Genomic DNA, 17,681 nt, shown 5'->3' on the forward strand with positions numbered 1-17,681 from the left:
ATGATTATGAAATTACAGATACAAAAAAAGATTACAATTTGTTTTTTCCTTTTAGGAATACTCGTTTTTGGTCAGGCGAAAAAACCAACCCTAATGGTGGTGCCCAGTGATGCTTGGTGTATAAAAAATGGTTATGTATTAAATTTTGACGATCAAGGCACAATGGTGCAAATACCCGATTATCAAAAAGCCTTTCAACAAGATACCGATGTGCTTTTAGTTATCAGTCAAATTAATGGCATGATGGCAGATAGAGGTTTTCCGTTGAAAAATATGGAATCGGCTATAAAAACACTTAAATCGAATGCTGCGGAAGACAATATGCGTGTATCTAAAGATGCTGGTAGTGGTGTAAGCGAAAGCCCTATAGATGCCTTAAAAAAAGTAGCCAAAGCAGATATTATTATGCAACTCACTTGGGTAGTAAATAAAACGGGACCCAAGAAATCCATCACTTTCAACCTTCAAGGTTTAGATGCTTATACTGATAAACAAATAGCTACGGCTGCCGGCACTGGAGCGCCATCTTTTGCTGCGGAAACACCTGTTTTACTTTCTGAAGCTGTATTGGCGCACATGGATAAATTTACCGAGCGCCTGCAAGCGCATTTTGATGATATGTTTGAAAACGGAAGAGAAATTATTGTTCGAATTCAAAAATGGGACGATTGGGATGGCGATTTAGAAACTGAATATGGTGATGATGGTGAAGAGCTCGGTTATATTATTGAAGACTGGTTGGCAGCTAACACGAAAAACGGTCGATTCAGCACTACGGACATGACCGAAAGTATGGCTTTATTCGAGCAAGTTAGAATACCGCTTTACAACGATCAAAACAGAGCTATTGATGCACGAAGATACACCAACGAACTCTCTAAGTTTTTAAAGAATGCACCATACAATATTCCTAATAAATTAGTGATGAAAGGTTTGGGTAGAGCGACTATAATTTTAGGAGGAAAATAATTAAAACTGAAGCAATGAAAAAAATAATATATACTCTGTTTTTTGTGAGTTCATTAGTGTTAGTGGCTCAAGACAATATAAATTACGATGGCATTTTTATTGGGTCTTATGTGCCAAGTCAAGTGGAAAATATGCCCTTAGCAGCTAAAAAAATGTTGTCCAACAAATTGAGTCAGATTATTACGCAAAAAGGTATTGGTGATACCAGCTATAATTCACGCTTTATAATTACGCCAAATATAGCGGTGTTAAGCAAAGATGTGGTGCCTAGTGCTCCGCCCAAAGTAGCCTTAAATTTAGAAGTTACCTTTTATATTGGCGATGGTATTGATGGTACACTTTACGTTAGCGAAACGGTTTCTGCAAAAGGGGTTGGTACTAACGAGAATAAGGCTTATATCGCTGCTGTTCGACAAATTAGACCCAAAAGCCCAACATTGCAAGATTTTGTAAAAAGAGGCAAAGAGCGCGTTATTGAGTATTATAATAATAACTGTGATTTGGTACTTAAAAAAGTAGATGGATTAAGTGCTCGAAACCAATACGAAGAAGCTTTAGGGGTCTTAGCAGGTGTGCCAGAAGTGAGTCAATGTTTCGATAAGGTAAAAGGTAAAATGAGTTCAGTTTATACGAAAGCAATTAATGTGAGTTGCAAACGTAAGCTGAATGAAGCCAATAGTATTTGGTCTGCAAACCAAGATTTGAATGCAGCTAACGCAGCTGGCGCAATTTTAGCTAGTATTGAGCCTCAAGCAGATTGTTTTAATGAAGTAAAAGCGCTTTATAAAAACATAGCCGAACGCGTAAAAACTAAGGAGCTTTTAGATCGCGATTGGCAATATAAATTAAAAGAATTAGATGTTGAACGATCACGTATCCAATCGGCCAGAGATATTGGCGTAGCTCAAGGTTTAAATCAGCAACCCACTTATAATATTAGAGGGTGGTACTAATCAAGTTGAGTTGATGATTTCCCTCTCGGAAGACATCGCTCAGTCAAAAGCATTTTAAGTAAATAAAGTTATTCCCTCTAGTAATCATTTGATAGTATTAAACAATTCATTAATCCATTAAAACGAACACAATGAAAACAAAACTATCTATTTTAGTAATGGCATTACTTTTTGTATATCAAGTAAATGCCCAAAATGTTTTAACCGTAGATAACACGCAAGGCGCAAATGCACAATACAATAGTCTGCAAGGAGCTATTTCCGCAGCAAGTGCAGGCGATACCATTTACGTACATGCATCTATCACTAGCTATGGCGAGGTTGTTATTAATAAACAACTTACATTAATTGGTTTTGGACATAGTGACACCGACAAGCTTACTTATATAAGCAGTGCTAATTTTAGCTCAAATTCGTCCAATTCAAAGCTGTCTGGTTTTTATGTAACAGGTAGTGTGTATTCTAGTAGTGTGGACCAATTATCAGGGCTTAGTATTGAAAATAATTATATTTCATCCACTTTATATTTTGGCAATGGTGGCGTTGATAATGTGATTATCAGAGGAAATGTTATTAATGCTATTGGCACGAATAATAATTCTCAAAATGCATATACAAATACCATTATAACAAATAATATTATTACAGGTGCACTGTATGTGTATAACCATGATAGTACGACTATTAAAAATAATATTTTTTCAAACACTAATGGAAGCAGACAAATTGTAAACCATAATAGTTCTACAGGCATGTTAACAGTGCAAAACAACATTATCTATAGACATTATTATAGTACACTCGGTGTTAATAGTGCTGGGGTTCGGTACGAATACTGTTTAGCATATAATCGAAGCTCAGGAAACCTTGATGATTTAGATGGCGATAATAACCTAAATAATCAAAACCCGCTTTTTGTTGAAGATAATGATGATGCTCTTTTTAGTGCTGGAGATGACTATCACCTCAAGCTAGGCTCACCAGCTATTGGAGCAGGAGCCAATGGTGTAGATATCGGCTTATACGATGGAACACCGTTTATTTTTAATAATTATGGGTATTCTAACGGTATTCCAACGGTTAAAATTACCAGCATTACCGATCGTGTGGCAACTGGTGAAAATTTAAGCGTTACTATAAACACTAACGCCAATTAACATGAAAAAGGTTTTATGTTTAGTTTTTACTTTGTGCAGCCTTACAGCGATGTCGCAAAGTATAACTTTGGCCGAATACTTTTTTGATGACGATCCAGGTGTAGGTTTAGCCACTGAACTAACAACAGCTAGCAATACAGGTGCGCTTACTCAAACCTTTACTATTCCTACTTCTGAACTTTCAGATGGATTTCATAGTCTGTACATTAGAACAAAAAGTAGTGATAATGATTGGAGTTTATACGACAGAACACATTTTTATGTTAGAGGTTTATCTGAATATCATGTTACGGCTGCCGAATATTTTTTTGAAATAGATCCGGGTATTGGAAACGGCATTCCTCTTGCTATAGATGCAGGTACGGGTGTATTAACACAAATATTCACGATTCCAACAACTGAATTGTCTAACGGATTTCATAGTCTATACATTAGAACAAAAAGTAATGATAACGATTGGGGTTTATACGATAGAGAAACGTTTTATATCACTAATTTTAACTCGCATACCATTACTGCTGCGGAATATTTTTTTGATGAAGATGAAGGCGTTGGTAGCGGCACAGCTCTGGCAGTTGATGCCAATTCGGGACAGTTAAATCAGGTGTTTTCTATCCCTACAGCGGGTTTGGCTGATGGGTTTCATAGTTTTTATATCAGAACTCAAGATAACGCGGGCCATTGGAGTTTGTATGACAGGCAGATTATATATATCAAAGATTTCGATTTTACACCAGATGAAATAACAAAAGCAGAGTATTTTATAGATGAAGATCCTGGTATTGGAAGTGGCACTGAGGTTTCTTTTACCGAAGGTTCACTCAGCTCACAAATGATAAATGTTAATACCACAGGTTTAGAAGTAGGCGAGCATCGGTTTTATGTGCGTGTACAAGATTCGAGTGGCGATTGGTCTATTTATGATACGGCAGAATTTACTATAGAGACTGGATTATCTGTTGATGAAGCGTTGTTTAAAACAACAAAGATTTATCCGAATCCTTTTGAAAATGAATTAACTATTGAGGTGAATGCTAACAGTAACCTTTCCGAAGTAAAAATTTATAATAACATTGGTCAGGTCGTGTATTCTAGTTCAGAAAACATGAAAAATTTAGAATTATCGCACCTTACTAGCGGGCTTTATATTCTAAATTTAAAAACCACTTTAGGGCAGGCTTCTTTCCGAATAATTAAAAAATAATACATAAACAGAGGTTGTTTGTTGTTGTTAAATGCCATCAACCTCTTTTCATTATTAATCTTCAAAAAGTGATAATTATGAAAAAACTACTACTCTTTATCGGCTTACTTATATTGAACCCTATTTATGCACAAACTAATACTATTGATGTTCCTGAAGTATGGGAAACAGATTCTTGGGATGGTGTTAATTGGAACGTATTTTCTCAATTAACCTACACGTTTAGTAATGCGTGTTTGCCCACAACAATACTTAGCAAAGTGATTGATTTTGGAGGAACCGAAATGTTAGAAGATGTAGGTTTTGTTACTGTAAATTATAATGCTCAAGATGAGCCAACAGGCTCATTATCTAAGTATTGGGATGATGAGGCTGAAACATGGGAAGATAATTATCAAACCGTATTTACAGTTGTTAATGGTAATATTACAGAGGTTATTGGTTCGGATTGGATTAATGGTGTTTGGGAACCTAGTGATAGAGAAACAAGGGCATATAATTCGGAGGGTTTAATGATTCAAAAAATTGAGCAAGATTGGGGGGAATCGGGTAATGATTGGGTGAACGATTCGAAAATAGAATACACTTATAATTTAGACGAAACGCTAAATGTAGTAACCAATTATGAATGGAGCACATCTATTCAAAATTGGGTTAATAATACTCTAGAAACATATTCGTATTCTAGTGGTTTAGCGGCAACTTTAAAAACGGAAGATTGGAATGGATCTGCTTGGGGAAATGATAGGTTGCGACATTATACCTATGATAGTAATGAGTTTTTAATTGAAACTTTGAAAACTAAATGGAACGGAGATACTTATGACAATGAGGAACTATTGTCTAGAACAAATAATGCGGATGGAAATCCAACAGAAACTATTACTCAGGCTTGGTTTTTTGGCAACTGGGTTAATACCTCTAGAGATCGACGAACTTACCCAAGTTGTGCCACATTATCAACCCAAAACATAGCAAAAGCTGAATTTAGAGTGTATCCAAATCCAGCTCAAAACCATGTAAATGTGCAAACGAATATAAGCGGCAATTTATCGGTGATTGATATCCATGGTCGTCAATTAATATCGCAACAAAGTACTGTAGGTAGTAATACCGTAAATACCGCGTTGTTAACTAATGGCATGTATTTGCTTTCCATTGAAAATCAAAATACAAAAACAACCAAACGCTTAGTTATTGATAAGTAAGGCGTGCTATTTATTTAGCATTCCTCATAAATTCTTCGGCTTTTTTAACCATGTTTTTGCTTCCGCAAATAAACGGAACACGTTGGTGTAGTTCGGTAGGTTCAACCTCCATAGTTCGTGTAAAACCATCACTAGCAAAACCGTTAGCTTGCTCGGCTAAAAAAGCCATTGGATTACATTCGTAAAGTAAGCGAAGTTTTCCATTCGGGTTTTTCGAACTTTGTGGGTATAAATAAATGCCTCCTTTTATCATATTTCTATGGAAATCGGATACTAAAGATCCAATATATCTAGAAGTGTAAGGTCTGTCATCTTCTTCTTGCTGGCAATATTTAATATAATCTTTTATGCCTTGCGGGAAATGAATATAATTCCCTTCGTTTACAGAGTAAATGTTTCCATCTTCTGGAAATTCCATATTGGGGTGCGATAAATAAAACGATCCAATAGCAGGGTTTAAAGTAAAGCCATTAACACCATCACCTGTAGTATAAACTAACATAGTCGATGTGCCATAAACCACATAACCAGCAGCAACTTGTTCAACGCCTTTTTGTAAGAAATCTTTAAGCTGAACAGGTGTTCCAACCGGAGTAACACGTCTGTAAATTGAAAAAATAGTTCCAACTGATACGTTAACATCAATGTTAGACGAACCATCTAAAGGGTCGATTAATACAACATATTTGTTTTGATGATTTTCATCTTGACTATTAATCGTAATAAAGTCGTCCTCTTCCTCACTAGCAATACCACAAACAATATTTCGTTTGGTAAGTGTTGCAATAAACTTTTCATTGGCGTAAACATCTAGTTTTTGTTGATCTTCACCTTGGATGTTCGTATCACCGGCAGCACCAATAATATCGACTAATCCGGCTTTGTTTACCTCATGGTTAACAACTTTTGCTGCTAATCTAATAGAGTTTAAAAGGCTTGATAATTCACCCGAAGAGTATTTAAATGAAGATTGATTTTCAATGATAAATTCTCCTAAAGTTTGTTTTTTGTGAGACATAAAGTTTTTATTTAGTTTGTACAAATATCTATAAAAATTAACAAACTACAACGATTTCGTGAAAGTTATGTATTGAAACATCTTGAACTTTAAGGTATATTTGAAAAACATTAATAATCGTTATGAATTTTATAATAAGAAAAGCAAATAAAGAGGATATGTTACAGGTTCTGCACCTAATCAATGAGTTAGCTGTGTTCGAAAAAGAGCCTGATGCTGTTGAAGTTACTTTAACAGATCTAGAAAATGATGGTTTTGGCCCACAACCAGCCTTTCAATGTTTTGTTGCTGAGGTGGAAAATAAAGTAGAAGGTATCGCGTTGGTTTATAATCGTTATTCTACCTGGAAGGGAAAAATAATTCATTTAGAAGATTTAATTGTAAGTCAGAAAATGAGAGGCTCCGGTTTAGGTACGGCATTGCTAGATCAAGTGGTGAAGTACGGGCACAGTAAAGGCGTAAAACGTATTAACTGGGAAGTGATAGATTGGAACGAACCAGCCATTGCATTCTACGAAAAAAAGGGTGCAAACGTTATGCGCGATTGGGATGTAGTGCAGTTGGATGAAGCTGGAATTAACAACTATATAGCGAATATAAAAAACTAATCAGTACTATTTTTTACTGAAATAATAAATACATAAAACCGCATTAAATGCAGATTTTTAAATTTGGTGGCGCTTCGGTAAAAGATGCCAACGGTGTCAAAAATGTAGCTTCCGTTTTGCAAAAAACAGGTTATAAAAACACATTGGTTGTAGTTTCTGCCATGGGAAAAACAACAAACGCTTTAGAACGTGTTGTTAAAAGTTATTTTGATAACAAACCGGAGTTACAAAGTAGTTTACAGGAGGTTAAAAAATTTCATAACGAAATTTTAATCGATTTGTTTCCAAATGAAAATCATGGAGTTTTCAAAAAAATAAATGATTTTTTTTCTGAGTTAAATCAGTTTTTGGCGAGTAATAAATCGCCCGATTACAATTTTGTTTACGATCAAATTATTGGATTTGGTGAACTGGTTTCTACAACTATTATCAGTGCGTATTTAAATCAAATTGGTTTGGATAATATTTGGGTAGATGTTCGAAATCATATAAAAACAGATAACTATTACCGCCGAGCTAATGTAAATTGGGAAGCCACGCAACAATTAATTTCAAGTAGCTTTAATACCTCTGTTTTAAATATTACACAAGGTTTTTTAGGAAGCGATGCTAATAATTTCACCACTACTTTGGGGAGAGAAGGCAGCGATTATACAGCGGCTATTTACGCATATTGCCTAAACGCCGAAAGTGTTACCATTTGGAAAGATGTACCAGGTGTTTTAAGTGCCGATCCGCGTTATTTTGATAATGCGCAGTTGCTAACTAATATCTCATATCGAGAAGCCATAGAGCTCGCATTTTATGGTGCATCGGTAATTCACCCAAAAACATTACAGCCTTTACAACGAAAAGAAATCCCGCTTTATGTAAAATCTTTTTTGGAGCCCGAATCTATGGGAACTAAAATTAGTAAAAATGCGACACTAAACCCTGTAGTGCCTTGTTTTATCGTTAAAAAAAATCAAATATTAATTTCTATATCATCCTTAGATTTTTCATATATTGTTGAAGAGAATATTAGTGAGATATTCAATCTGTTACATTTGTATAAGATGAAGGTAGATGTTATTCAAAATTCTGCCATAAGTTTCTCGGTTTGTATTGATAATATATTCGATAATCTCGATAAATTATTACACCACCTAAAATCAAAATTTAAAGTAGTTTGTAACCAAAATGTATCGCTTTACACTATTCGGCATTATAATGAGATGTCTATTAATAAGATAGAGGCCAATAAAACAGTGCTGTTAAAGCAATTAACACCAGAAATCGTACAGATAGTTACCGCTTAAAAACATATTTTATTTTACTACATTTGCAGCCATGACCAACGCAAACTCAGAGAAAAAAGGCTTAGTCACCGCCAAAGAAGTCGCTAAAGCAATAAACCTAGATAAATACGGGTTTGTTGGTACTTTTGTTGGTTGGTCGCTTATGAAAGTGCTTAAAATATCGGCTATAGATAAGTTTTATAAGCGTAATAATCATCTCGAAGGCATCGAGTTTTTAGATAAAATTTTAGAAGAATTTCAAATTAAATTCGAAATCCCTGAAGAAGATTTAAAACGCCTCCCAAAAGAAGGCGCTTACATTACGGTTTCCAACCATCCACTTGGTGGTATCGATGGTGTTTTACTTTTAAAATTAATGTTAGAACAACGCAGCGATTTTAAAATAATAGCTAATTTTTTGCTACACCGCATTGAGCCTATGCAGCCTTATATTATGCCTGTAAATCCTTTTGAGGATAGAAAAGACGCAAAATCGAGCATCGCTGGTTTTAAAAATTCTATTCTACATTTACGTGGTGGCCATCCGTTAGGTTTATTTCCTGCCGGAGAGGTTTCAACTTATAGAGATGGAAAATTAGTAATCGATAAACCTTGGGAAGAATCGGCTTTAAAACTAATCAAACGTGCCGAAGTTCCGGTGGTTCCTATATATTTTCATGCTAAAAATAGTAAGTTGTTTTACCGCCTTTCTAAAATTAGCGACGTCTTTAGAACAGCGAAACTTCCATCGGAGGTTTTAAGTCAAAAACGACGTGTTATTAAAGTGAGAATAGGAAAACCTATTTCGGTTACCGATCAAAAAGAGCATGTTTCTTTAGACGATTTTTCTAATTTTTTAAGGAAGAAAACATACATGCTGGCAAATGCTTTCGAGAAAAAATCGAAAATTTTAGAAAGTATTTCTTCAACATTAAAAACAGCGAAAGCGCCTAAGAATATTGTAACTCCGGTAGATTCGAAGGTTATGATTAATGAGGTTGAAGCGCTAAGAAATAATGATGGCCGCCTTTTAGAAAGTAAGAATTACGAAGTATTTTTAGCTGAAGCTGAAAAAATCCCGAATATTCTCAGTGAAATAGGACGTTTGAGAGAAATTACCTTTCGAGAAGTTGGGGAAGGCACAAACGAGGCGACAGATTTAGATAGTTTTGATCAATATTATCACCATTTGTTTTTATGGGATCGCGAACGCAATTTACTTGCTGGAGCTTACCGCATGGGACTAGGTTCTAGAATATTCGAAGCCCACGGTATTGACGGATTTTACCTTCAAGATTTATTTCGCTTTGAGCCCGAATTGTATAAAATGATGAGCCAATCTATTGAAATGGGGCGTGCTTTTATTATTAAAGAATATCAACAAAAACCAATGCCTTTATTTTTACTTTGGAAAGGTATTGTGCATACCACATTGCGTTTTCCGGAGCATAAATTTTTAATTGGTGGAGTGAGTATTAGTAATCAATTTTCTAATTTCTCAAAATCGTTGATGATTGAGTTTATGAAATCGCATTACTACGATCCGTATATTGCGCAATATGTGCACCCAAAAAAGGAATTTAAAGTGAAGTTGAAAGATGCCGATAAGGATTTTGTTTTCGACGAGACCGAAGCTGATTTAAACAAGTTTGATAAAATTATAGATGAAATAGAACCAGGAGCTTTGCGTATGCCGGTGTTACTTAAAAAGTACATTAAGCAAAACGCACGTTTGGTAGCTTTTAATGTTGATCCGTTGTTTAATAATGCGGTTGATGGTTTGATGTATATTAAAATTGCCGATTTACCACAAAGTACCGTGCGTCCTGTAATGGAAGAGTTTCAAGCCGAATTAGAACGGAAGTTTACAGGAACTACAAATACAGATTCAGAATAAAACATATTATTTCGCCCATAGAAAATTAAGAAAACAACAAATAAAAAAAAGCTGAAACAAATATGTTTCAGCTTTTTTAGTATATCAAATAATGGAATCTATTGCGTTGTAATTAAAACCAACCTTTTTTTCCTACTTGGTAAGTATTGTAAAAATCTTCATCCGATTTTGTTAAATAGATGATGCCTTCAATAAAAGGAATAATACCTGCTAAACCACAAGTTACACAAGTAATTACAATTTGAATAATACCTTCTTTAGTGTATCCTAAAATAAATTTATGAACACCTAAGTATCCCAGAAATAGAGCTAAAACACCAGCTAGTATTTTTTTGTTTTCGCTAGCAAGTACTTGATTAGCACCATTTGCAAATTCTGAAGCAGATTCTTTAGCTTCACCTGCAAATTCCTTTGCTTTTTCTCTAGCCTCACCTGCAAATTCTTTTGCTTCTCCAGCTGCTTTTTTAGCACCATTTTTGGCGTCTCCTAACATTTCGTTAAGGTCGTCGCCTAAATTTTTTTCTTCTGACATTATATTGTAATTAGATTTAGACTGTAAATGTAATAAAAAAATTGGCGCATTACACAACGGCTTTTTTATCCGAATAGCATGATTAAACCTCCAATGGCGGTTACTATTAAAATAAAACGGCGGTAATTTACATTAGAAATAAGTTTAACAATGTAAGCACCCACGAAAAAACCAATAATTACAGCAGGAATTAATACCGAATTTAAAACTAATGTTTCCTTGGTAACTGTGCCCCAAACAAAAATATGAAACGGAAGTTTAAACACATTAATGATGAAAAATAACCAAGCCGCGGTACCAATAAATTCGTTTTTAGGAAAGCGTATGGCAAGAAAGTAAATGTTAGAAATAGGTCCGGCTAAATTACCTATCATCGTTGTAAAACCCGATAAAAAACCAGTACCGGTAGAAAACCATTTGTTGGTGGGTACAATAACCGATTTTTTACGTTCCATATAAATCATTATAAAAACCGAGCCAATAATAATGATGGCCATGAGTCTTTTAAATAACATTTCGGAAATATCGTTACCAACCCAAACGCCAACAAGTACACCAACAATCATCCACGGAATAAGTTTTTTAATAATACCCCATTGAGCATGACGATTATAGTAAATAACGGCAAAAATATCGGCACAAATAAGCATCGGAAGCAAAACGCCGGTAGATGCTTTTTCGCCAAAAACAAAAGCTAAAATCACAACGATAATAATACCGATGCCTTTAATACCAGATTTTGATAACCCTAGAAGGAATACCGCAAAAGCAATGGCAGCCCATTGTAAGGTTGAAAGATTAAAGGAATTGAGAATTTCTAAATAAGACAATAAAAAAGGGTTTTGGAAATGTTAAATCTCAATTTATGGTTTAAGGATGATAATACCATCGGCCTCAATTTTTTGATTCATTTGAAAGTTGAGGTTCGAAAACGATTTTAGGAAATCTTGTATAGCTAAAAGCAATTCTTTTTTGCTTGTTGTACTAAGGTTAGATAAACTTTTTAATTTGTAAAGATGCGTTTCTAGTGCTGCTATTCTAGCAATGGTGGATGGGCTATTTACGGCTTCCGGAATATCTTTAACTAAATCTCTTAAAAGCTTTTTAATATTTTTATCGTTATCGTAGAAAAAAGTTAAATCGGCTTTTTTTACATCGTTAATTACAGTTTCTAACTGAAAATACTCTTGCCAGTCTTCAATTGCTTTTTTTGTTTTGATATCTAAAGCGTATTCTATATATTTTAATTTAGAAATGGCTTTTTCTGTAATATCTTGAGATATTTTTTCTTCAGTTACAACCTCTGTGTCGGCGTCTTGTGTTTTTTTACAAGCTACAAACGAAAGGAGTATGCTTAGAGTAATTATAAGTTTTAGTTTCATTGTGAGCTAATTATAAATATAAAATACAAATATATACTAATACTTAATGTTTCGCTAAATCTTAGAGTAAATTGGCAGACTATTTATGATGGGTATGCGTTGGAAACAATACAGGATACTTGGGCTATAAAATGAATAAACGTTTTTAAATTAATTGTATATTTGGAGCACGCCAATGATTTTAAAACGGAACGCTATGTAATTATAGTTGTTTTTGTATGTTTTTTAATTTGTTTGGTTAAACCCCCTAAATTGTAATTGATATGCTTGAAAATTTTTGGTTTAATGTGGAATATGGTATCAACCATGTGCTTGATATTAATGCTTACGACCATGTTTTATTTCTAATAGTGCTTACGGTAGCTTATACCTTTAAAGACTGGAAACGCGTGTTTCTATTGGTTTCTATGTTTACTTTGGGACATACCTTATCCTTGGTTTTAGCGGCTTATGGTGTTGTTAGTATAAACGGCGCTATGGTCGAGTTTTTAATTCCGATTACCATACTTATTGCGGCACTTTTTAATGTGTTTACGGCAGGAAAAGGCGCTCAAAAAGAAAAAGTGGGTGTATTGTTTTTAACCACATTGTTTTTTGGTTTAATACATGGTTTAGGTTTTGCTAGGGAGTTTAAAATGTTCCTTGGCGATAGCGATAATAAAATTATATTATTATTAGAATTCGCTTTAGGTATAGAATTAGCACAAATAATTATTGTGTTTATCGTGCTGTTTTTAGGGTATTTAGTGCAAACCATTTTTAGGTTTTCTAAGCGCGATTGGGTTATGGTTATTTCGGCTGTTGTGGTTGGATTAGTGATCCCGATGATACTGAACAGTAGTTTTTTATCTTAATTCTTTTTTAAAAACTTTAACTTTCAAGGGTTGTAATTAAAATACAATGGAACTATATTCGTTTTACCGAACAATGGTTTTGCGTTAGGGATTGATGCGGCATCCTTTTTTGGTTTGTATTGCTGCCTAAGCAGGATTATAAACCAAAAAAGATACAGCGGAAAGCCCGACCCGAATAGGCCAACTGTTACCTTTTAAAGCCTAAATATTCTAATGAGGGTAACGCCATAATGCTATTGATTTATGTTACAAAATAAACAACAAAAATACGATAAAGCTTATTTGAGAATTGCTAAAGAATGGGGGAAATTATCCTATTGCGAACGCCGACAAGTAGGTGCTATTATAGTAAAAGATAGAATGATTATTTCGGACGGGTTCAACGGAACTCCAACGGGATTTGAGAATTTTTGCGAAGATGAGGCAGGTTACACTAAGTGGTATGTGTTGCATGCCGAGGCAAATGCTATTTTAAAAGTAGCGGCATCAACGCAGTCGTGTAAAGGGGCAACGTTATATATTACGATGTCACCGTGTAAAGATTGCAGTAAATTAATCCATCAGGCAGGTATTGTAAAAGTGGTGTATCATCAATCGTATAAAGATGATTCAGGTTTACGATTTTTAGAAAAAGCAGGTATTGCCTTGGAACAAATTGAAGATTTAACAGCATAATGGGCTATCAGAAAAAATATTTACCTTTAATTTTAGGCGCGGCAATTGCTGTGGGAATTCTTATTGGAGGAAAATTAAGTTTTTCTAACGGTTCGGGACGCTCGTTTACGTCTAATAGTAAAAAGGAAAAACTGAACCGATTGATTGATTATATTGATTATGATTATGTTGATGAGATTAATACGGACAGTATTGTTGATGTAACCGTAAATGGTATTCTGGAGAATTTAGATCCACATTCGGTATATATTCCTAAGGAAGAAATGGCAAGTAGTACGGAAAGTATGAGAGGCGATTTTGTGGGTATTGGTGTAAGTTTTTACCCTTATAAAGATTCTATAGCTGTAATCCGACCTATTGAAGGCGGACCAAGTGAAAAGGCAGGTATTATTGGTGGAGACCGTATTGTGATGGCCGATGGCGATTCGCTTTTTGGGAGTCGTTTACGTGAAGATGATATGGTGAAAAAACTAAAAGGTCCCGTAGATACCGATGTGGTGCTTAAAATTTTTAGAAAAGGAGAGCCTGAACTTTTAAATATTACGGTTAAGCGTGGGCATATACCTTTAAAAAGTGTAGATGCGGCTTATATGCTAACCAAAAAGCTTGGGTATATTAAGGTAAACCGTTTTGCAGAAACTACCTATGATGAGTTTAAAACAGGTTTAGATAAGTTGATAGATTTAGGGGCTACAGAAATTGCATTGGATTTACGTGAAAATCCGGGTGGTTTTTTAGATATAGCGAATAAAATTTTAGATGAATTTTTAGAAGAGAATAAGCTGCTTTTATTTACCAAAAACAGGCGTGGTCAAATAGATAAAAGTTTTGCTACGGATGAAGGAGATTTTGAAGATGGAAAACTGTATGTCCTTATTGATGAAAACTCTGCTTCGGCCAGTGAAATTGTAGCAGGAGCCATACAAGATAATGATAAAGGAACTATTATCGGACGCCGTTCTTACGGTAAAGGATTGGTGCAGCGCGAAATGGATTTAGGTGATGGGAGCGCGGTACGTTTAACGGTATCTCGCTATTATACGCCAACTGGGCGCTCTATTCAACGACCATACAAAAACGGGAATAAAGATTATTACGATGAATATTATGAGCGTTTGGAAAGTGGTGAATTATTAGATGAAGAAAAAATACAGGTAGCCGATTCGTTAAAGTTTACAACACCTGGCGGAAAAGTAGTTTACGGCGGCGGCGGTATTATTCCCGATGTGTTTGTACCGATAGATTCGAGCATGCAAAATGAAACGCTCACCTTTTTGCAGCGTCGTGGTTTTATTCGATATTTTGTGTTTGAAGAATTAGAGAAAGACCGTCATAAATATGATAATATCACACGTCAAGATTTTATAGATTCTTACGAGGTAGAAGATGATATGGTATTTTCTTTTCAGGACTATTTAAATGTACGAACCGATTCGGATATTACGTTTGTAGCCTACCATAAAGAGGTAAAACAGTTTATTAAAGCCACTTTAGGCGAGCAAATTTTTGGTAATGGCGCCTTTAATGAAATATTTAATCAACGTGATATTATGATTGATGAAGTGATTAAGTTAAGTGATGAAAGCTTGAAGGAATAAAAGCGTCATCATTCAATAAATATAAAACTAAAAACGCCCGATTTTATTAAAATCGGGCGTTTTGTTTATTATAAAAAGGAGGGTTTATTTTCCTTTATTTACTTTATCAATATATTTCTGTAAAGCCATCGTCATTGAAGGTGTTTCCGGAGTTGGCGCAGCAATATCTACACGTAAACCTTTTTCTTCAACAGCTTTAATGGTGGTATTTCCAAATACAGCGATACGGGTATCGTTTTGTTGAAAATCTGGAAAGTTTTGAAATAAAGATTCAATTCCTGATGGGCTAAAGAATACTAAAATATCGTAAAGTACATCGGCTAAATCTGTTAAGTCGCTCACTACCGTTTTGTAAAAAGTAGCTTGTTTCCAATCTACACCAAGTGCATTTAAAGTATCTGGTACTTCAGGTTTTACTTTATCAGTATTTGGTAGTAAGAACTTTTCGTCTTTATATTTTTTAATAAGTGGCGAAAGTTCAGCAAAAGTACGTTTTCCAACATAAATTTTACGTTTCCTGTAAACTACATACTTCTGAAGGTAGTAGGCTACAGCTTCCGATTGGCAGAAATATTTCATGCTATCTGGCACTTTAAAACGCATTTCTTCAGCTACTCTAAAAAAATGATCTACAGCATTTCTACTGGTTAAAATAATAGCAGTATATTGGTGTAAATCTACTTTTTGATGTCTAATCTCTTTTCCAGATACGCCTTCTACGTGTATAAAAGGACGAAAATCAATTTTTACCTTTTGTTTTTCTTCTAAATCGAAGTAAGGAGAGTTTTCTATTTTCGGTTCGGGTTGCGAGACCAAAATGGTTTTCACTTTCATAAGAACAGTTCGTTTTATTCAGTTATTTTGAAGTTAGAATCTTACATATAAATAAGTAAGGTACAATTTCAAGTGCGCAAAGATACAAAATAAAATAAAACAAGTTAGATTTAATTAAATTTAGATGCCTTTTAAATGAGGTTATTAAGCCGATAATATTCACTAAAAATAGTAAGCCAACAAAGCCATAGATCACTGGCATGGTTGGCGAAAACGTGAACAGTAATAAGGCATTTATGGGTAGTAAAATGAGCCCTAAAAAATTCTTGTAACTTATTTTCTGAAACAAATATTGATCAATTAATCCATCAATATTAAATATACTGCCTAATAAACGTTCTAAAAGTACCTTTATAAGAATGAAAACGGCAATGCCCACTGCTATTTTAAAGATTACATTAGGCGAAAGGCTTGCTACATTATTTAGGTCTCTATAAATAATAGAACTAAATACAGATGCAGAAAGTATTAAATTGCCAAAGAGTAGGGCGTCAAAGTTGTCAAAAAACTTTTGATCGCGACTGTATATATTTAAATATTTAGAGTTTATAACCACGAAAGTGAAATCTCTAAAGCGTTTAGGTGCAGTAAGTTTGGCTATAGCAATAACAATCATACCAATCATTAATAGTATGGTAAATAGTTCATTTGATGGTATCGCTCTAATCATGGTATAAAATTATTATAAATATTAATAAAACACTCGAAATATTAAGGAATTTTTAAAGAACTCGTCTTTTAAATAATGTACATTTGCTAAAAATTTGTAGGCTTTCAATAGGGAAATGATGAAGGATAGCGTTGTAATTATTCCAACATATAACGAAATAGAAAATATCGAAGCTATAGTTAAGGCTGTGTTTGCGCAGTCTGATGCTTTGCATATATTGGTTGTAGACGATAATTCTCCAGATTTTACTTCGGCAAAAGTTAAGGAACTTCAGAATGAGTTTTCTAATAGATTATTTCTGGAAGTGAGACAAGAAAAGTCGGGTTTAGGTACCGCTTATATTCATGGTTTTAAATGGGCTATTGAAAAAAAATATGAGTATATTTTTGAAATGGATGCCGATTTTTCTCATAATCCAACCGATTTAATCAAACTTTATAATGCCTGTAAACTAGAAGGTGCCTCATTATCAATAGGTTCCCGCTATAAAACAGGCGTAAATGTTGTAAATTGGCCCATGAATCGCGTTTTGATGTCGTATTTAGCATCAAAATATGTGCGCTTAATCACGGGTATGCAAATTCATGATACCACTGCTGGTTTTGTTTGCTACAAACGCGAAGTGCTTGAAACTATAGATTTAAATACCATTAAATTTATTGGGTACGCCTTTCAAATTGAAATGAAGTTTAAGGCCTACTTAAAAGGATTTAAAATTATCGAAGTCCCAGTGATTTTTACTGATAGAACAAAAGGTGTCTCTAAATTAAGCGGAGGTATTATTTCCGAAGCCATTTTTGGAGTGATTACTATGAAATTAAAAAGTCTATTTAAAAAGTAGAAAA

Annotated in this window: 18 protein-coding genes; 12 read left to right on the forward strand and 6 right to left on the reverse strand. The window is 34.4% G+C overall.

Translation table 11 applies throughout. The features are described from left to right. The first annotated feature begins 6 nt into the window (after positions 1-6). The 5 genes from QWY92_RS07410 (at position 7) to QWY92_RS07430 (ending at position 5,491) form a co-directional block, all read left to right on the forward strand. Positions 7-969 carry a DUF6175 family protein gene (locus tag QWY92_RS07410; RefSeq protein ID WP_290269839.1) on the forward strand — a complete coding sequence of 321 codons (963 nt, stop codon included), beginning with the start codon at positions 7-9 and terminating at the stop codon, positions 967-969. A gap of 14 nt (positions 970-983) precedes the next feature. Continuing rightward, a complete protein-coding gene (locus QWY92_RS07415; RefSeq protein ID WP_290269840.1) occupies positions 984-1,922 on the forward strand; it encodes a hypothetical protein in 939 nt (312 codons plus the stop codon). A 131-nt stretch (positions 1,923-2,053) separates the two neighbouring features. Continuing rightward, the gene (locus QWY92_RS07420) at positions 2,054-3,079 is read left to right on the forward strand and encodes a right-handed parallel beta-helix repeat-containing protein (RefSeq protein WP_290269842.1); all 1,026 of its coding nucleotides are present in this window, start codon (positions 2,054-2,056) and stop codon (positions 3,077-3,079) included. A 1-nt stretch (position 3,080) separates the two neighbouring features. Then, positions 3,081-4,283, forward strand: a complete 1,203-nt coding sequence (locus QWY92_RS07425) for a T9SS type A sorting domain-containing protein (RefSeq protein ID WP_290269843.1) — start codon at positions 3,081-3,083, stop codon at positions 4,281-4,283. Positions 4,284-4,360: 77 nt separating this feature from the next. After that, positions 4,361-5,491: a T9SS type A sorting domain-containing protein gene (locus tag QWY92_RS07430; protein ID WP_290269845.1), complete on the forward strand. Its 1,131-nt coding sequence runs from the start codon at positions 4,361-4,363 to the stop codon at positions 5,489-5,491. Between the two features lie 10 nt (positions 5,492-5,501). Here the strand turns inward: QWY92_RS07430 and fbp are convergent, their stop codons facing one another. Then, on the reverse strand, positions 5,502-6,509 hold the full coding sequence (gene fbp, locus QWY92_RS07435; protein WP_290269847.1) for a class 1 fructose-bisphosphatase: 1,008 nt from the start codon (positions 6,507-6,509) through the stop codon (positions 5,502-5,504). A 122-nt stretch (positions 6,510-6,631) separates the two neighbouring features. Between fbp and QWY92_RS07440 the strand changes: the two genes are divergently transcribed. The 3 genes from QWY92_RS07440 to QWY92_RS07450 are packed head-to-tail and all read left to right on the forward strand — an operon-like array spanning position 6,632 to position 10,291. Continuing rightward, positions 6,632-7,117 carry a GNAT family N-acetyltransferase gene (locus tag QWY92_RS07440; RefSeq protein ID WP_290269849.1) on the forward strand — a complete coding sequence of 162 codons (486 nt, stop codon included), beginning with the start codon at positions 6,632-6,634 and terminating at the stop codon, positions 7,115-7,117. 47 nt (positions 7,118-7,164) lie between these two features. Next, a complete protein-coding gene (locus QWY92_RS07445; RefSeq protein ID WP_290269851.1) occupies positions 7,165-8,415 on the forward strand; it encodes an aspartate kinase in 1,251 nt (416 codons plus the stop codon). A gap of 31 nt (positions 8,416-8,446) precedes the next feature. Beyond that, a complete protein-coding gene (locus tag QWY92_RS07450) occupies positions 8,447-10,291 on the forward strand; it encodes a GNAT family N-acyltransferase (RefSeq protein ID WP_290269853.1) in 1,845 nt (614 codons plus the stop codon). Between the two features lie 112 nt (positions 10,292-10,403). Here QWY92_RS07450 and QWY92_RS07455 read toward each other — a convergent pair whose 3' ends face one another. The 3 genes from QWY92_RS07455 to QWY92_RS07465 all read right to left on the reverse strand — a co-directional run bounded on the left by QWY92_RS07455 (position 10,404) and on the right by QWY92_RS07465 (position 12,205). Then, positions 10,404-10,823 (reverse strand): TM2 domain-containing protein, encoded by a 420-nt coding sequence (locus QWY92_RS07455; protein ID WP_290269854.1) that lies wholly within the window; start codon positions 10,821-10,823, stop codon positions 10,404-10,406. Positions 10,824-10,888: 65 nt separating this feature from the next. After that, positions 10,889-11,653, reverse strand: a complete 765-nt coding sequence (locus QWY92_RS07460; protein ID WP_290269855.1) for a sulfite exporter TauE/SafE family protein — start codon at positions 11,651-11,653, stop codon at positions 10,889-10,891. A gap of 33 nt (positions 11,654-11,686) precedes the next feature. Continuing rightward, the gene (locus QWY92_RS07465) at positions 11,687-12,205 is read right to left on the reverse strand and encodes a hypothetical protein (RefSeq protein ID WP_290269857.1); all 519 of its coding nucleotides are present in this window, start codon (positions 12,203-12,205) and stop codon (positions 11,687-11,689) included. A gap of 263 nt (positions 12,206-12,468) precedes the next feature. Between QWY92_RS07465 and QWY92_RS07470 the strand changes: the two genes are divergently transcribed. The 3 genes from QWY92_RS07470 (at position 12,469) to QWY92_RS07480 (ending at position 15,332) form a co-directional block, all read left to right on the forward strand. Further along, on the forward strand, positions 12,469-13,059 hold the full coding sequence (locus QWY92_RS07470) for a HupE/UreJ family protein (protein WP_290269858.1): 591 nt from the start codon (positions 12,469-12,471) through the stop codon (positions 13,057-13,059). Positions 13,060-13,302: 243 nt separating this feature from the next. Next, positions 13,303-13,734: a deoxycytidylate deaminase gene (locus tag QWY92_RS07475; protein ID WP_290269859.1), complete on the forward strand. Its 432-nt coding sequence runs from the start codon at positions 13,303-13,305 to the stop codon at positions 13,732-13,734. Continuing rightward, positions 13,734-15,332 (forward strand): S41 family peptidase, encoded by a 1,599-nt coding sequence (locus QWY92_RS07480; RefSeq protein ID WP_290269860.1) that lies wholly within the window; start codon positions 13,734-13,736, stop codon positions 15,330-15,332. Before QWY92_RS07475 ends, QWY92_RS07480 begins: the two co-directional genes overlap by 1 nt. 84 nt (positions 15,333-15,416) lie before the next feature. Here the strand turns inward: QWY92_RS07480 and QWY92_RS07485 are convergent, their stop codons facing one another. Continuing rightward, the gene (locus tag QWY92_RS07485) at positions 15,417-16,166 is read right to left on the reverse strand and encodes a uroporphyrinogen-III synthase (RefSeq protein WP_290269863.1); all 750 of its coding nucleotides are present in this window, start codon (positions 16,164-16,166) and stop codon (positions 15,417-15,419) included. Between the two features lie 22 nt (positions 16,167-16,188). Beyond that, positions 16,189-16,836 carry a DUF4271 domain-containing protein gene (locus tag QWY92_RS07490; protein WP_290269865.1) on the reverse strand — a complete coding sequence of 216 codons (648 nt, stop codon included), beginning with the start codon at positions 16,834-16,836 and terminating at the stop codon, positions 16,189-16,191. A gap of 118 nt (positions 16,837-16,954) precedes the next feature. On the opposite strand from QWY92_RS07490, the gene QWY92_RS07495 reads away from it, so the two are divergent. Continuing rightward, complete coding sequence (locus QWY92_RS07495) at positions 16,955-17,677, forward strand: polyprenol monophosphomannose synthase (protein ID WP_290270018.1); 723 nt, start codon at positions 16,955-16,957, stop codon at positions 17,675-17,677. The last annotated feature ends 4 nt before the right edge of the window (positions 17,678-17,681 follow it).

It is taken from the genome of Algibacter miyuki (assembly GCF_030409805.1).
Taxonomy (GTDB): Bacteria; Bacteroidota; Bacteroidia; order Flavobacteriales; family Flavobacteriaceae; genus Algibacter; species Algibacter miyuki.

What these genes read in the sequence shown, in the direction of transcription:
- QWY92_RS07480 (WP_290269860.1), top strand. Translation starts at nt 13,734, where the DNA reads ATGGGCTATCAGAAAAAATATTTACCTTTAATTTTAGGCGCGGCAATT.
- QWY92_RS07455 (WP_290269854.1), bottom strand. Translation starts at nt 10,823, where the DNA reads ATGTCAGAAGAAAAAAATTTAGGCGACGACCTTAACGAAATGTTAGGA.
- QWY92_RS07465 (WP_290269857.1), bottom strand. Translation starts at nt 12,205, where the DNA reads ATGAAACTAAAACTTATAATTACTCTAAGCATACTCCTTTCGTTTGTA.
- QWY92_RS07475 (WP_290269859.1), top strand. Translation starts at nt 13,303, where the DNA reads ATGTTACAAAATAAACAACAAAAATACGATAAAGCTTATTTGAGAATT.
- QWY92_RS07415 (WP_290269840.1), top strand. Translation starts at nt 984, where the DNA reads ATGAAAAAAATAATATATACTCTGTTTTTTGTGAGTTCATTAGTGTTA.
- QWY92_RS07425 (WP_290269843.1), top strand. Translation starts at nt 3,081, where the DNA reads ATGAAAAAGGTTTTATGTTTAGTTTTTACTTTGTGCAGCCTTACAGCG.
- QWY92_RS07470 (WP_290269858.1), top strand. Translation starts at nt 12,469, where the DNA reads ATGCTTGAAAATTTTTGGTTTAATGTGGAATATGGTATCAACCATGTG.
- QWY92_RS07410 (WP_290269839.1), top strand. Translation starts at nt 7, where the DNA reads ATGAAATTACAGATACAAAAAAAGATTACAATTTGTTTTTTCCTTTTA.
- QWY92_RS07495 (WP_290270018.1), top strand. Translation starts at nt 16,955, where the DNA reads ATGAAGGATAGCGTTGTAATTATTCCAACATATAACGAAATAGAAAAT.
- QWY92_RS07490 (WP_290269865.1), bottom strand. Translation starts at nt 16,836, where the DNA reads ATGATTAGAGCGATACCATCAAATGAACTATTTACCATACTATTAATG.
- QWY92_RS07420 (WP_290269842.1), top strand. Translation starts at nt 2,054, where the DNA reads ATGAAAACAAAACTATCTATTTTAGTAATGGCATTACTTTTTGTATAT.
- fbp (WP_290269847.1), bottom strand. Translation starts at nt 6,509, where the DNA reads ATGTCTCACAAAAAACAAACTTTAGGAGAATTTATCATTGAAAATCAA.
- QWY92_RS07450 (WP_290269853.1), top strand. Translation starts at nt 8,447, where the DNA reads ATGACCAACGCAAACTCAGAGAAAAAAGGCTTAGTCACCGCCAAAGAA.
- QWY92_RS07440 (WP_290269849.1), top strand. Translation starts at nt 6,632, where the DNA reads ATGAATTTTATAATAAGAAAAGCAAATAAAGAGGATATGTTACAGGTT.
- QWY92_RS07445 (WP_290269851.1), top strand. Translation starts at nt 7,165, where the DNA reads ATGCAGATTTTTAAATTTGGTGGCGCTTCGGTAAAAGATGCCAACGGT.
- QWY92_RS07430 (WP_290269845.1), top strand. Translation starts at nt 4,361, where the DNA reads ATGAAAAAACTACTACTCTTTATCGGCTTACTTATATTGAACCCTATT.
- QWY92_RS07485 (WP_290269863.1), bottom strand. Translation starts at nt 16,166, where the DNA reads ATGAAAGTGAAAACCATTTTGGTCTCGCAACCCGAACCGAAAATAGAA.